At 63.2% G+C, this 13,614-nt stretch carries 13 protein-coding genes; 6 read left to right on the top strand and 7 right to left on the bottom strand.

Going from position 1 to position 13,614, the window contains the following annotated elements; genetic code table 11:
- Window positions 1–58: 58 nt before the first annotated feature.
- On the top strand, window positions 59–2,011 hold the full coding sequence (locus V8359_RS10335) for a glycosyltransferase (RefSeq protein ID WP_336428748.1): 1,953 nt from the start codon (window positions 59–61) through the stop codon (window positions 2,009–2,011).
- On the opposite strand, the gene V8359_RS10330 is transcribed toward V8359_RS10335, so the two are convergent.
- The gene (locus tag V8359_RS10330) at window positions 1,952–2,596 is read right to left on the bottom strand and encodes a GntR family transcriptional regulator (protein WP_336428747.1); all 645 of its coding nucleotides are present in this window, start codon (window positions 2,594–2,596) and stop codon (window positions 1,952–1,954) included. The two genes, V8359_RS10335 and V8359_RS10330, sit on opposite strands and share 60 nt — an antisense overlap.
- A gap of 120 nt (window positions 2,597–2,716) precedes the next feature.
- Between V8359_RS10330 and V8359_RS10325 the strand changes: the two genes are divergently transcribed.
- From V8359_RS10325 to V8359_RS10315, 3 genes are all read left to right on the top strand, one after another.
- A complete protein-coding gene (locus tag V8359_RS10325) occupies window positions 2,717–3,361 on the top strand; it encodes a pyrimidine 5'-nucleotidase (protein WP_336428746.1) in 645 nt (214 codons plus the stop codon).
- Between the two features lie 59 nt (window positions 3,362–3,420).
- A complete protein-coding gene (locus V8359_RS10320; protein WP_336428745.1) occupies window positions 3,421–4,626 on the top strand; it encodes a UbiH/UbiF family hydroxylase in 1,206 nt (401 codons plus the stop codon).
- 105 nt (window positions 4,627–4,731) lie between these two features.
- A complete protein-coding gene (locus V8359_RS10315; RefSeq protein ID WP_336428744.1) occupies window positions 4,732–5,097 on the top strand; it encodes a hypothetical protein in 366 nt (121 codons plus the stop codon).
- Between the two features lie 35 nt (window positions 5,098–5,132).
- Here V8359_RS10315 and V8359_RS10310 read toward each other — a convergent pair whose 3' ends face one another.
- Together V8359_RS10310 and V8359_RS10305 are read right to left on the bottom strand one after the other, a co-directional pair.
- Complete coding sequence (locus V8359_RS10310; RefSeq protein WP_336428743.1) at window positions 5,133–5,591, bottom strand: Lrp/AsnC family transcriptional regulator; 459 nt, start codon at window positions 5,589–5,591, stop codon at window positions 5,133–5,135.
- Window positions 5,588–6,043, bottom strand: a complete 456-nt coding sequence (locus V8359_RS10305; RefSeq protein WP_336428742.1) for an Lrp/AsnC family transcriptional regulator — start codon at window positions 6,041–6,043, stop codon at window positions 5,588–5,590. The genes V8359_RS10310 and V8359_RS10305 overlap by 4 nt, the downstream gene beginning before the upstream one ends.
- Before the next feature lie 128 nt (window positions 6,044–6,171).
- Here V8359_RS10305 and ilvC point away from each other — a divergent pair, with 128 nt between their 5' ends.
- Window positions 6,172–7,194, top strand: a complete 1,023-nt coding sequence (gene ilvC / locus V8359_RS10300; protein ID WP_336428741.1) for a ketol-acid reductoisomerase — start codon at window positions 6,172–6,174, stop codon at window positions 7,192–7,194.
- A gap of 69 nt (window positions 7,195–7,263) precedes the next feature.
- Window positions 7,264–8,190: a DMT family transporter gene (locus V8359_RS10295; protein ID WP_336428740.1), complete on the top strand. Its 927-nt coding sequence runs from the start codon at window positions 7,264–7,266 to the stop codon at window positions 8,188–8,190.
- Window positions 8,191–8,250: 60 nt separating this feature from the next.
- Here V8359_RS10295 and folP read toward each other — a convergent pair whose 3' ends face one another.
- The 4 genes from folP to V8359_RS10275 all read right to left on the bottom strand — a co-directional run bounded on the left by folP (window position 8,251) and on the right by V8359_RS10275 (window position 13,591).
- Complete coding sequence (folP, locus tag V8359_RS10290) at window positions 8,251–9,258, bottom strand: dihydropteroate synthase (RefSeq protein ID WP_336428739.1); 1,008 nt, start codon at window positions 9,256–9,258, stop codon at window positions 8,251–8,253.
- Entirely contained in the window at window positions 9,255–10,184 is a 930-nt protein-coding gene (locus tag V8359_RS10285; protein WP_336428738.1) for a dihydroneopterin aldolase, read from the bottom strand. The genes folP and V8359_RS10285 overlap by 4 nt, the downstream gene beginning before the upstream one ends.
- Window positions 10,185–10,286: 102 nt before the next feature.
- Window positions 10,287–10,895 carry a cell wall hydrolase gene (locus V8359_RS10280; RefSeq protein WP_336428737.1) on the bottom strand — a complete coding sequence of 203 codons (609 nt, stop codon included), beginning with the start codon at window positions 10,893–10,895 and terminating at the stop codon, window positions 10,287–10,289.
- A gap of 155 nt (window positions 10,896–11,050) precedes the next feature.
- Window positions 11,051–13,591 carry a putative PEP-binding protein gene (locus tag V8359_RS10275; protein WP_336428736.1) on the bottom strand — a complete coding sequence of 847 codons (2,541 nt, stop codon included), beginning with the start codon at window positions 13,589–13,591 and terminating at the stop codon, window positions 11,051–11,053.
- Window positions 13,592–13,614 lie beyond the last annotated feature (23 nt).

Raw genomic sequence — 13,614 nt, 5'->3', positions numbered from 1 at the left:
GCGCGATTAACCCATTTGAAAGATAGTCGTTTCCAGGACAGTTGGAGAACGATATCCCATGGGTATTTCCGAGTTGCGTCAACTGGACGCGCAGCATCTGAAAACCACCGACCCCTTGGATGAAAAGGGGCTCGATCTGGTGCGGTCCGGCACGATCTCCCGTAGCGACGCGGATTTGGCCCAGATGGTTGGCCAGTATTGTGATGCCTCTCTTGAACGTATCCTTCTCAGCGAAGGCCTCGCGCAGGAGCGTGATGTTATCGCCGCCCGCGCCCGCGCCCATGGCAACGCGGTTTTCGATGCGGCGGAGGTCGCCGCCATGGTTACGCCCGCGCCCCGCGACGCGGACCCCCGCGACCTGCTCAGGCTACGTGTCGCCCCGGTAAAGACGGCTCATGGCAAGCACAGGCTCGCGATTTCCGATCCGGCTCGCGCGGCGGAACTGCGGTCTGACTTGCCCCCGTCGCTTTGTGACCTGCCCCATGTCATCGCCACCGATCACGCCATTCAAAGCGCGGTCGCCAGTGAAAACCGGACCTTCCTCACCGAGGCGGCCCAGACACGCACCGACCCAAGCGAAAGCTGTCGCACTTGGGCCGACACCCCGCACCGGCGCCTCGCACTTGCGGTCTCTGTTTTGCTGGCATGTTTGGCACTGACCGTCGTTTTTCCAACGGCGGTCTTCGGTCTGTTCGTCGGCTGGGCAGTCTTCACGCTTGTTGTCGCCGCGGCCTTCAAAAGCGCGGCTTTCGCGGCCCGGCTGATAGCGGGCAATCCGGTTGAAAACACCCCTCCCGTTGCCCGCGACACAAAGCTGCCCAAGGTTTCGGTGCTGGTGCCTCTGTATCGTGAGACCGAGATCGCTCATGCGCTTGTCGCAAGACTGTCGCGCCTGACCTATCCCAAATGCCTGCTCGAAGTGGTCCTCGTTCTTGAGGAAAAGGATGAGCTGACCCAGAAAACATTGGCTGAAATCGACCTGCCCGTGTGGATGCGCGCCGTCGTCGTGCCCGACGGTCAGCCCCGGACCAAACCCCGCGCAATGAACTATGCGCTCGATTTCTGCGAGGGCGATATCATCGGCATATTCGATGCCGAAGACGCCCCCGACCCCGATCAGATCACCATGATCGCGCGGCGGTTTCAATCCGCACCGCCCGAAGTGGCCTGCCTTCAGGGGATCCTCGACTATTACAATCCAAAGCAAAACTGGCTCGCGCGGTCGTTCACCATCGAATACGCCACATGGTTCCGCATCATGCTGCCCGGACTGGCCAAACTGGGTTTTGCGATCCCGCTGGGTGGCACCACAGTCTATTTTAGGCGCGACGCGCTTGAGAAGCTTGGCGGATGGGACGCACACAACGTGACCGAGGATGCCGATCTTGGGTTCCGGCTGGCGCGGCACGGTTACCGAACCGAGATGGTCGGCACCGTCACCGGAGAGGAGGCAAACTGCCGGCTCTGGCCATGGGTAAAACAGCGGTCACGCTGGCTCAAGGGATACATGACCACTTATCTTGTTCACATGCGTGAGCCACGCCTGCTTCACCGGCAGTTGGGCGCATGGCGTTTCTGGGGGTTTCAGGCCCATTTCCTCACCGCCCTGTCACAGGTCTTTCTCGCGCCTTTCCTGTGGTCGTTCTGGCTCGTGTTGCTGGGCTTGCCGCATCCGCTCGATCCAGTGTTGTCACGCACGTTGCTGGTGTCGGCAGGCAAGCTCTTTCTTGCGGTCGAAATGCTCAATGTCGTCTTTCATTTCGCCGCTGTTTCGGGCCGGTTTCACCGGCATCTTCTACCATGGGTGCCGCTCATGCATGTCTATGCCCCACTGGGCACCATCGCCGCCTACAAGGCGCTTTACGAAATGATTTTCGCACCGTTCTTCTGGGACAAGACCGCCCATGGGCTGTCTCTGAAAGCCCCGGGGGGCTTGACCGGCGTTATCCCTTCAAAGGGTGCTGTCGACCTCGCCCGAATCCAGCTTGAGGCGCGTGACAAACGCCTTTGAGATATGGGTGCGCAACGCGGCGCTGGCGGCATCGGGATCACGGGCTTCGATACCGGTGATGATCTCGTCATGCTCGGCGATCGCGACCTCGTCGCGCCCCACCGCCGCGAGGGACGTCGTCGCCATCAGCGCCATCGACCGATGCACGAGGTCAAGCTGCTGCACCAGAAACTGGTTGTGCGAGGCCAGGTGTATCTGCTTGTGAAACCGCCGGTTCGCCCGCGCCATCGCCGCCGGATTGCCGATCAGCCCCCGGTCCAGTTCGACCATGTCGCGCAGCACGCGCACCTCCTCGTCCGAGGCATGCCGCGCCGCCAATCCGGCAGCCAGCCCCTCAAGCTCGGCCCGCACCACGTAAAGCTCGGCCATCTGGTTATGATCAAGCGACGACACGATCAGGCTCCGCCCGTCCCGCGTCAGGAGCGATTGCGTCTCGAGCCGCTGCAACGCCTCACGGATCGGGGTGCGTGACACACCCAGCTTCTCGGCCAGATCACTTTCGACAAGCCGATCGCCGGGCTTGTAGACGCCCATGTCAATCGCCTCGAGGATGAGCGTATAGGCGTCTTTCTGCACTGGTTTCATAGTCGCACGTCCCGGTCCGGTGTCGTTCCGGCGATCCTACGCATGGCCCGCCGCCCTGTTCAAGCGACATGAGCGCGCAGCACCCTTTCCAAAAGCGGCCCGCCGGTTTATTTCCCGGATATGCCCAAAGCGCAGTTTTCACACGTCACGACATGGGTCTTTGACCTCGACAATACGCTTTATTGTCCCTCCGTTCGCCTGTTCGATCAGATCGAGAAGCGGATGACGCAGTTTGTCATGGACACGCTGCATATCCCACACGCCGAGGCCGATGCCCTGCGCGTGGCCTACTGGCGCGAACATGGCACAACGCTGGCCGGGCTCATGGCCGAACACGCGCTCGATCCCGGCCCCTTCCTCCACGCGGTGCATGATATATCTTTCGACGCGCTCAGCCCGGACCCGGCCTTGCGCGCGCGGCTCGCGGACCTTCCGGGCCGCCGTATCGTCTATACCAACGGCACCGCCCCCTATGCCGAACGGGTGATCGCGGCGCGCGGCCTGTCGGGGCTTTTCGATGCGGTCTATGGTGTCGAGCATGCGAACTATACCCCCAAACCCCGCCGCGCGGCATTTGAAGCCGTGTTCGAGGCCGACGGATTCGACCCTTTGCGCGGCGCGATGTTCGAGGACGAGGCCCGCAACCTCGAAATCCCGCACCAAATGGGCCTGCGCACCGTGCATGTCGCACCCAAACCCGACACTGCCGGTCACATCCACCACCATACCGACGATCTGAGCGGTTTTCTCGCAAAGCTCCTGTGACGATCCGCGCCTTGGCTCCGGCCGCCCGTCGCTCTACCTAAGCCTTCGGAGGCGCACCGATGACAGACGACACCTGTGACATCCTGATTTCCGGCGGCGGCGTTGCGGGCCTGACCGCGGCGGCGGTCTTCGGCACGGCCGGTTTCCGCGTGATCTGCGTCGACCCGACCCCACCCATCACCGAGCGCGACGTAGATGGGTCGGATCTGCGCAGCACAGCGTTCCTGCAACCCGCACGCGCCCTGCTGGACGAATGCGGTCTGTGGGAGCGTCTCGCCCCCCACGCCGCGCCGCTTCAGACCATGCGCATCGTGGATGCGGGCGGCGAAACGCCCGAGCCACGCCTAACCCGTGATTTCGACGCCGACGATATTTCGGATCAGCCCTTTGGCTGGAACCTTCCCAACTGGCTCCTGCGACGCGAGATGGTCGCGCGGCTGGCCACGCTGGAGACGGTTGATTTCCGTCCCGGCACCGGCACCACATCGCTCTTCACCCGCGAAACCTGCGCGCGTGTGAGACTCACCGATGGTGAGCGGGTCGAAGCAAGGCTGGTGGTCGCTGCCGACGGACGCGGCTCGCCCATGCGCGATGCGGCGGGCATCGGCGTCAGCACCACGCGCTACGGACAAAAGGCGCTGGCCTTCGCCGTCACCCACGCGATCCCTCATGGCAATATCTCCACCGAAGTGCATCGCTCGGGTGGGCCCTTCACCTTGGTGCCGCTCCCCGATCACGAGGGCCTGCCCTCGTCCGCCGTCGTCTGGATGGAGGACGGCCCCGAAGCACTCCGCCTCGCGGCGCTCGACATCCCCGCGTTTGAGGCCGAGATGAGCACGCGCTCATGCCACTTGCTTGGTCCGCTCACGCTGGCATCGCGCCGCACCGTCTGGCCGATCATCAGTCAGGTCGCCGATACGATGTCCGCCGAGCGGCTGGCACTTGTGGCCGAGGCTGCCCACGTTGTGCCCCCCATCGGCGCGCAGGGCCTCAACATGTCGCTGGGCGATCTGCGGTGCCTGCGCGATCTGGCCGTGGCCGCACCTGATCGGCTGGGAGATCGCGCGATGCTCGATGCCTATCACAAGGCCCGCCACCCCGAGGTGCGCGCCCGCGTCACCGGCATCGACCTTCTCAACCGGGCCTCGCAGTTGCACTCCCAACCCCTGCGCGACCTGCGCGCCGGCACGCTCGATGCGCTCTACGCGATGGCACCGGTGCGCCGGGTGCTCATGCAGATGGGGCTTGGGGCGTCCGGTCGCTAAGCCCCTCCGATTGACGCTTGACTTGAACCGCCCCGGCGCGGATCATTTCCGGGTTCAGCGTATTGGTTTCACCGTATTTTCAGCACTCAAAGACAGGATTTACAGATGCCCGATCATGTTGACGTCAACGATGTTCCCTACACCCCCTCGCGCCGCGGCGTCGGTGAGGAATATCTCGTCCGCGAGGATGACCTGCGCGTCAAACTCACCAGATTCAAGGCGGGCGATGACATCCCCCTGCACCGCCACACCGACCCCAAGCACGAGAAACTGATCGTGCGCGGCAACGTCACATTCACCGACAGCGATGGCACGGTCACGACACTGGGCGAAGGCGCGATGTATATGTGCGGCAGCGGCGCGACCTACTACCACGGCAAGGTCAACGAGGATACGATCATCCTTGTCATCGAAAGCCGCAGTTCGCTGATCGAATATCCGCCCGAAGGCGAGAGTAGCGCAAAGGGCTGACAACCCGAAACAAGCCGCGCGGGCATGTGCCCGGCTCAGCCGATCGGCCCCGCCCGCCGCTCTTCGGTCAAAAGCACATTGGCCTCGACGTCACCCACCCCCGGCAGCATCATGATCCGCCGGCGCAAAACCCGTTCGAAATCCGCGATGTCCCGCGCCACGACCCGTAGCCGGTAGTCATAGACGCCCAGAATATGCTCGACGGTCTGAACCTCGGGTATCGCGGTAATGGTGCGCTCAAAATCCTCGAGACTGACACGCCCCTTGGTGGCCAGCTTGACCCCCAGAAAGACCGTCACGCCAAAGCCCAGCTTCCCGGCATCAAGCTCAAGCCTGCGCCCGGCGATCACACCCGCCTCTTCAAGCCGCTTCACCCGCCGCCATGTCGCGGGTTGCGACAGGCCAAGCTTGCGGCCAAGCGCGGTGGCGCTTTGCGTTGCATCCTCGATAAGTGCGCGCAGGATTTTACGGTCAAGTGTATCGAGTTCGATCACAGCGGCAGCACCTCGTCCGACTTGATCCGGGCCACATGCATCAGCGCCTCGATATCCGTCATGTGTGGCAGGGTGAGAATCGCCTCGCGGTAAATCTGCTGATAATGCGCCATGTCGCGCGCGATGACCGAAAGCCGCAGGTCGACCCGCCCGAGAAATGTCTGAATTTCCACCACCTCCGGCACCTCGCGCGCCGCGGCCATGAAGTCATCAATCGCGCGCGGCTGTGTCTTGTCGAGGCTGACCCGCAACGACACCTCCACCTCATAGCCAAGCGCGTGCCAATCGATCACAGCCCGGTTCGCCCGAATTATCCCGGCGGCCCGCATCCGGTCCAGCCTGCGCGCGCATGTGGCGGGGGTGACGCCCGCCCGCTCGGCCAACTCGGCCGGACCAAGATGCGGCTCGTGCTGATACCGTCTGAGAATCCGTCTGTCCGTATCGTCAAGCATGATATTTCCGTTAAATTTGATATCTGATTATGAATATCTAAATTATCAGCAATATCCATGCAAAAATGCCGCGCTAATCTTGTCCAATCCGATAAATTGCCTTCAAACAAACCAGCGAGGACAAGACCATGCGCGTTTATTACGACCGCGATTGCGACATCAACCTGATCAAGGACATGAACGTGGCGATTCTGGGCTACGGCTCCCAGGGCCACGCCCATGCGCTCAACCTGCGCGATTCGGGCGCCAAGAACGTCGTCGTGGCGCTCCGCGAAGGCTCGCCCAGCGCGAAAAAGGCCGAGGGCGAAGGGCTCAAGGTCATGGAGATTGCCGAAGCCGCCAAGTGGTGCGACCTGATGATGTTCACCATGCCCGACGAACTTCAGGGCGAGACCTATCGCAAATACGTCCATGACAACATCAAGCCGGGCGCGGCGATTGCCTTTGCCCATGGCCTGAACATCCATTTCGGCCTGATCGAGCCGAAAGAGGGCGTCGACGTGATCATGATGGCCCCCAAGGGCCCCGGCCACACCGTGCGTGGTGAATATGTCAAAGGCGGCGGCGTGCCGTGCCTCGTGGCCGTCGACAAAGACGCCTCAGGCAAGGCGCTGGAAATCGGCCTGAGCTACTGCGCGGCCATCGGCGGCGGACGCTCGGGCATCATCGAGACCAACTTCCGCGAAGAATGCGAAACCGACCTCTTCGGCGAACAGGCCGTGCTCTGCGGCGGCCTTGTCGAACTGATCCGTATGGGCTTCGAGACGCTGGTCGAGGCGGGCTACGCCCCCGAAATGGCGTATTTCGAGTGCTTGCACGAGGTGAAGCTGATCGTCGACCTGATCTATGAAGGCGGTATCGCCAACATGAACTACTCGATCTCGAACACCGCCGAATACGGCGAATATGCCTCCGGCCCGCGGATCCTCCCCTATGACGAGACCAAGGCCCGGATGAAAGCGGTTCTGACCGATATCCAAACGGGTAAATTCGTGCGCGACTTCATGCTCGAAAACGCGGTGGGTCAGCCCTCGTTCAAGGCCACCCGCCGCCTCAATGACGAGCATATGATCGAAGAAACCGGCAAGAAACTTCGCGACATGATGCCTTGGATTTCCGCAGGCAAGCTTGTGGATCAGGAAAAGAACTGATCAGGCTTACACTCTGACGGTCAAGGGGCGTTCCGTCGCGAACGCCCCTTTTTCATGTGGAGCACCGCAATGCAGATCCGGCCCATCAACTGGCTCAAACTCGCCTTTCTCGGCATTGTCTGGGGCGCAAGCTTCATGGCGATCGAGCTGTCGCTGCGCGGGGCGGGACCGCTCTTTGTGGCGGCGACGCGGATCACGTTGGGCGCGACGTTTCTTTTGATCCTTGCACATGCGCGCGGCCTGGGCCTGCCCTCGCTTCGGGGGCCGAATGCGGGGCGAATTTGGCTTGCGGCGCTCGTGATGGGGCTCTTTTCCAACGCGATCCCCTTCGCGCTTCTGGCGTGGGGTCAGCAATCCGTGGCCTCGGGCTTTGCGGGCGTCTGCATGGCGATGGGGCCGCTTTTCGTGCTGCCGCTCGCGCATATGTTCGTGCCGGGCGAAACCATGACACTCCGACGGCTGCTGGGGTTTTTCATCGGCACCGGCGGTGTTCTCATCCTCATCGGGCCGGGCGCCTTTTCCTCGACTGGCAACAACCTGGAGACACTGGCGCGCCTTGCCTGCGTCTCGGTGCCGCTCTGCTATGCAATCGGCACCATCGCGACCCGCCTCTGCCCGAGCGTCGATATGATCTCGCTCTCGGCGGCGGCCCTGATGCTCGCTGCTCTGGCCATTGCGCCCTACGCGCTTTGGACCGAAGGCTGGCCCGAAACACTGGGCCGCGAAAGCCTTCTGGCGCTCCTCTATCTTGGCATACTGCCCACCGGCGTGGCCCAAATCGTGCTTGTTCAAATCATCCGCGACGCGGGTCCGGTCTTCATGAGTCTCGTTAACTATCAGGTGCCCGTCTGGTCGGTGATCTTCGGCATGGTGCTTTTGGGTGAAACCATGCCCGAGGGGCTCTTCTGGGCGCTGGTGCTCATCCTGTCCGGCGTCGCACTGAGTCAGCTTGGCGCGCTGAGCCGCCTTTTCACAAGCAGCAGGTCAAACGGCTGATACCCGAGCCCGAGTATTTGGAGAGCATTGAAAATCCCTGCTTTCAATCTTCCCAAATACTCATGACCCAACCGTCGCAGCCCGCCACAGCGCCAGGGCGGCGCGCGTCTCCGCGACATCATGCACACGCAGCATCTGCACCCCCTGCGCCACACCGGCAAGCGCCACACCAAGTGAGCCGGGCATGCGCGCGCCTGCGTCCTGGGTTCCGCCGATCTCACCGATAAAGCGTTTGCGCGACGCCCCCAGAAGGACAGGGCACCCCAACCCGTGAAACAGCGAAAGATTCTGCAACAGCGTGAGGTTATGCGCCATGGTCTTGCCAAAGCCGATGCCGGGATCGACGATGATCTGCCCCCGCCCCACACCTTCAGCCATCAGCGCGTCGATCCGCCCCGCCAAGTAATCATAGATATCCAACGCCACATGATCATACCGCGGGTCTTTCTGCATGATATCGGGCGTGCCCTGCGCATGCATCACACACACCGGAAGGCCGGCTTCGGCGCAGAAGGGCGCAAGCCCGGGGTCGAAGGTAAAACCCGCCACATCGTTCACAAGGGTCGCCCCGGCGTCATGGGCCGCCCGTGCCACCGGCGTCTTGCGCGTGTCGATCGAAATCGGCACATCGCTCACCCGTCGCAGTGCCGCGATCACCGGCGCTGTCCGGGCGATTTCCTCCTCAACCGACACCTCCGCGGCACCGGGGCGCGTGGATTCACCGCCCACGTCGATGATCACCGCACCTTCGCGCTCCATCGCGTGCGCCCGCGCCACCGCGTCGGCGTGGTCGAAATGCTGGCCCCCGTCGGAAAAGCTGTCAGGTGTCACATTGAGGATGCCCATGATCGCCGGCACGTCAAAGGCAAGCCCTGTGATCGCGTCGCGCGGAGCACTCAGCCGCGCGCGTGCGGTCTCCGGAAGGTCAGCCGCCGGGATAAGGCGCGATGGCCCATCGCGGCGCAGTTCCTCGACCGTATCGAACCAGCACCACCCCCCGGCCAGCGGCAGGGCCGACTCGGGGCGCGCATGATCGAACCGCGCGACAGGACGGTAATAAGCGCTCATAGACCTGATTGCGCGACGTCCTGCACCTGCACGGGCACATCTGCCGTGCCCGAGGGCGCGGCCCCGATCAAAAGCAGGTCCGACGCATCCATGTGGCCCGCGAACCATGCGGCAAGCGCCACAGGATCATCAGGCCCCACGCTTGGCCCGTCGACCGCATCAAGCACGATCTTGGACGGCGCCCAGACGCTAATCTGGCCGTTCTTCATCGCCCAATCCAGCTCGGTGCGCGTGGACACCACCACGCAGCGATCATCGCGCCCGCCAAGGCACCATGCATTCTGTTCGATGGCCAGAAGATCCACCCGCCGCTGTGTCATGCGGTGGCCGGTCTGCGGCGCGGGCACATCCGCCCGCCCGACACACAAGATCACCGGCTCGGCCCGCCGTTCAAGCTGATCCAGCCACCGTGCGAGGTTGGGCGATGTGATCGCGGCATTGCTGAGATAGACAACATGCGGATGCGGCGCGGTATCGGCATGCGGCGAGACGGGCTTGGTCGCCAGATCCTCGACCGAGCGCACGATCTCGACACCCAAAGCACCCGGCCCACGGTCCAGCTTCTCGATCCGCACGAAGGTGCGAACCGCCTGCGGCTCCCACAGGATACGCTCGGCAATGCGTTCAGCCAATGTTTCCAGAAGGTTGAGGCGCTCCTCGGCCAACTCCGCAGCAATCGCCTCGGTCACGCGGTCATAAGACAGGATACGATCCACATCGTCATCCACATCGTCCGACAGGGGACGCACCTCGACCACCACGTTGAACGAAACGCGCTGCGTGTTGCCGCGTTCGGCCTGAAAGGCGCCGATTTCGACTTCGACCACATGATCACGCACCGAAATGCGGTCAAGCGGTCCGTCCGGTGATGTCGCCTTGGCCCGGCTCTTGGGATGCTCGAAGGCAAGCCTCACTTCATTGCTCATTTCAGGTATCCGCCCCTAACGATCACGGGCCATACCCGCCGGTCGCCCGCGCCTTAGCACGCGGCAGGCCCCGAGACAAATCCGCAAAAGCGGTCACTTGCCTCAGTTCTGCGACACGCGTGTCGGCTGACGATAGAAATGATGCACGCCGATTGTGGCGGTGCGCGGGAACGTGCGCGACCAGCGCGGATTGACGGCCCGCGTGTGGTAATGCGTGGCCCCCTTGGTGAGCTTGCGTGGCGCACCCCCAATAAGAAGGCTCGCCACCTTGCTTACGCGGTCAAAGGCGCGGGGCTCCCCGATCACTTCCTTGTGGCCGTCACAGGTATAGGTGAACTGACAGGCATATTTGCGCCCCGTCCCCTGATTGATCACGCCACACACCGTGTTCGGGTATTCGGGGTTGTCGACGCGGTTGAGGATCACTTCGCCCACCGCGAACTGCCCCTTGACCGTTTCTCCGCGCGCTTCGAAGTAAAGCGCCTCGGAAAGACAACGCCACTCGGTTCCGCCCTTGGCGGCCTTCTGTTGGTCGAGCCAGGACTTCGAATAGGTGAAAGTTCCAGCGCCGGGCCGCAGGAGCGACGCGAGCCGGTCCTCTTTCATGGCCTTCAGCGCGCGTTTCTCATGCCCGATCAGCTTGGCCGCGGACGACTCCGCCACCGCCTGACCTGTCATGAGAAATAAGATCAAAAAAATCCGTGTCAGCATGCCGGTCCTCCATGGCCCGATGGGGCCCTGCCGTCTGCGATCCGGGTCGTTTAATCAAATTGACGGGATTCGTCCAGCGCGTGTCGCGTTCAGACCATTTCTGCGACGATTTGGCCCGCCCGTCCCGGCATATCTGGACAGGTGGGCGCCGCCGCCTACCCTATCTTGTTCCGAAGCGCCAATTGGGCCGCGGCCAGCCGCGCCACCGGAACCCGGAATGGCGAGCAGGAGACATAGTCAAACCCGGCCTCCCGACAGAAGGCAATCGATTCGGGGTTGCCCCCATGCTCACCACAAATCGACAGAACAAGGTCGGGATTGCCCGCCCGCGCACGCTCGGCCCCAAGCCGCAGAAGCTCTCCCACGCCATGAACATCAAGCGTGTGAAACGGGTCCTCGGGATAGACACCCTGCTGCACGTAATCAGACATGAACCGCCCGGCATCATCACGCGACAGGCCATAGGTCATCTGGGTCAGGTCGTTGGTGCCAAAACTCAGGAATGCCACCTTGGGCGCGATGTCGCCGGCGCGCAGCGCGGCGCGCGGGGTCTCGACCATCACACCCAGACGATAGGTAAACGACTCGCCGGTTTCGCTGCGCACCGCGCTCGCCACCGCGTCGATGCGCGCTTTGACAAGCTCGACCTCACGGCTGGCGGACACCAAAGGGATCATGATCTCGGGCACCACCGGGTCGTCATCCTCGCGCGCCTCGAGAAGTGCCTCGAAAATGGCCCGCGCCTGCATGTCGTAAATCTCGGGCATGGTGATCCCAAGGCGCACGCCGCGCATGCCCAGCATCGGGTTGTATTCCACCAGCGCCTCGACACGCCGCGTCACGTCCGACAAAGGCAGGTCAAGCGCCTCGGCCAGTTCGCGGTGCCCGCTGCGTCCGGTGGGCAGAAATTCATGCAACGGCGGATCGAGAAGACGGATACACACCGGCTTGCCCTGCATGATGCGGAAAAGCTCGGCGAAATCGTCCCGCTGCATCGGCAAAAGCCGCTCGAGTGCTGCGGCGCGGTCCTTGCTCGTGTTGGCAAAGATCATCTCGCGCATCACGATCAGGCGGTCGGCCTCGAAGAACATGTGCTCGGTCCGGCAAAGCCCGATTCCCTCGGCCTGAAAATTGCGGGCGGTCTCGGCGTCTTGCGGGGTATCGGCATTGGCGCGCACCCCGATGTCGCGCGCGGCGTCGGCCCATCCCATCAGCACCTTGAGGCTGTCGTCATGCCCCGCTTCCAGAAGCGTCGTCTCTCCGGCCAACACATCGCCATTCGTGCCATCAATGGTCAGCCGGTCCCCCTCGCGAAAGATGCGGCCATCAGGCGCGACGATCTGGCGCTGGCCGGTCTGGAACCGGATCGCTGAGGCACCCACCACACAAGGAAGGCCGATACCGCGTCCGATTACGGCGGCATGGCTCGTCATGCCCCCCCGCTCGGTCAGGACGGCGGCCGCGGCATGCATCCCGCGAATATCCTCGGGGCTCGTTTCACGCCGCACGAGGATGCAAGGGATGTCCTGCGCCGCATGTGCCTGTGCCCCCTCCGAGGTAAAGACAATGACACCGCTCGCCGCGCCGGGGCTTGCCGCGACACCGCGGGCAAGCACGTCTCGCGTCGCTTCGGGGTCCACCTGCCGGTGCAACAACTCGTTGAGCGCGCGCGGCTCGATCCGCATCAGGGCCTCTTCACGCGTGATGATCCCGTCCTGCGCCAGCGCCACGGCAATGCTCACCGCCGCCCGTGCGTTGCGCGCCACCCGCACACCATCCAGAAGAAAGACCTCGCCATCCTCTATGGTGAACTCCGCCTGCATCTCTTCGCGAAGCTTCTCCCGCATCAGCGCGGTATAATCCCTGAGTTTGGCAAAGGCCTCCGGCGCCAGTTCCTCAAGCGACGGACCACGTGGATCACGCTCAAGATACATGGCGTCCGCCCCCCGGGTCAGCGCATCACGCCCCTGACTCTGGCTCAGATAGCGACCGGTGATCTTGCGCTCGCCCGTCGTCCCGTTGACAAGCTGCATGACACCCGATCCGCATTCGGCCCGGCCCAGACCCAAGGCCATCGACTGCACCACAAGGCCCAGCCCGGCCTCCGCCGGCGCGCCCTTGGCCTGCCGCAAAAGCCGCGCGGTCGTCCCTTCCCACGCCCGCGCCATCGACCGAAGCACCTCGATAAGCTGTGTCACCGGGTCTTGCGGAAACGGCTCCTCGGCCTCGCTCTCATAGACACCAAGGGCTTCTTTCAGGCCCGCGACCGGCTCATCGCTCACATCGTCGAGCACATCGGGATCAAGCCGCGCGACATGGATCGCGTAGGATTGCACGAACCGCAGGTAAAGCTTGGCCGCCGCAGCCTCGCCCAGCCGTTCGGACAGCTCCGCCAGCTTCGCATCGTTCATTCCGATGTTCAGAATCGCACGCGGCCCACCCCAATCGGGGTCTTCCGACGACGGGCGCACACACAAAAGCGGCTGCGCCCCGAATGTCTCAAGAAGCGCCTTACCGTTGAGCATCTCCCCCGCCGCAATCGCCCGCACCGCCTTGAACGACAGCGCCAGCGTCGTGGGCACCGGCAAGTCAAGCCGCACGAGACGTTGCAGGCATTTCGCCCGACCGCCATGTGTTTCGGCGGTCATCGGCGCATCCGGCGTGATGAGGGTGATATCTTGATCGCTATGCTGCATTGCGGCATCCCTGTTTCGTGGGC

This window comes from Roseovarius sp. E0-M6, assembly GCF_037083845.1.
Classification (GTDB): Bacteria; Pseudomonadota; Alphaproteobacteria; order Rhodobacterales; family Rhodobacteraceae; genus Roseovarius.
Note: the sequence above shows the minus strand (reverse complement) of the source record. Positions and strands in the feature narration are given on the sequence as shown.

Excerpts from the sequence above, each read along its gene's own strand:
- V8359_RS10280 (WP_336428737.1), bottom strand. The coding sequence starts at position 10,895 with ATGCTGACACGGATTTTTTTGATCTTATTTCTCATGACAGGTCAGGCG.
- V8359_RS10335 (WP_336428748.1), top strand. The coding sequence starts at position 59 with ATGGGTATTTCCGAGTTGCGTCAACTGGACGCGCAGCATCTGAAAACC.
- folP (WP_336428739.1), bottom strand. The coding sequence starts at position 9,258 with ATGAGCGCTTATTACCGTCCTGTCGCGCGGTTCGATCATGCGCGCCCC.
- V8359_RS10320 (WP_336428745.1), top strand. The coding sequence starts at position 3,421 with ATGACAGACGACACCTGTGACATCCTGATTTCCGGCGGCGGCGTTGCG.
- V8359_RS10285 (WP_336428738.1), bottom strand. The coding sequence starts at position 10,184 with ATGAGCAATGAAGTGAGGCTTGCCTTCGAGCATCCCAAGAGCCGGGCC.
- V8359_RS10275 (WP_336428736.1), bottom strand. The coding sequence starts at position 13,591 with ATGCAGCATAGCGATCAAGATATCACCCTCATCACGCCGGATGCGCCG.
- V8359_RS10305 (WP_336428742.1), bottom strand. The coding sequence starts at position 6,043 with ATGCTTGACGATACGGACAGACGGATTCTCAGACGGTATCAGCACGAG.
- V8359_RS10295 (WP_336428740.1), top strand. The coding sequence starts at position 7,264 with ATGCAGATCCGGCCCATCAACTGGCTCAAACTCGCCTTTCTCGGCATT.
- V8359_RS10325 (WP_336428746.1), top strand. The coding sequence starts at position 2,717 with ATGCCCAAAGCGCAGTTTTCACACGTCACGACATGGGTCTTTGACCTC.
- ilvC (WP_336428741.1), top strand. The coding sequence starts at position 6,172 with ATGCGCGTTTATTACGACCGCGATTGCGACATCAACCTGATCAAGGAC.
- V8359_RS10315 (WP_336428744.1), top strand. The coding sequence starts at position 4,732 with ATGCCCGATCATGTTGACGTCAACGATGTTCCCTACACCCCCTCGCGC.
- V8359_RS10330 (WP_336428747.1), bottom strand. The coding sequence starts at position 2,596 with ATGAAACCAGTGCAGAAAGACGCCTATACGCTCATCCTCGAGGCGATT.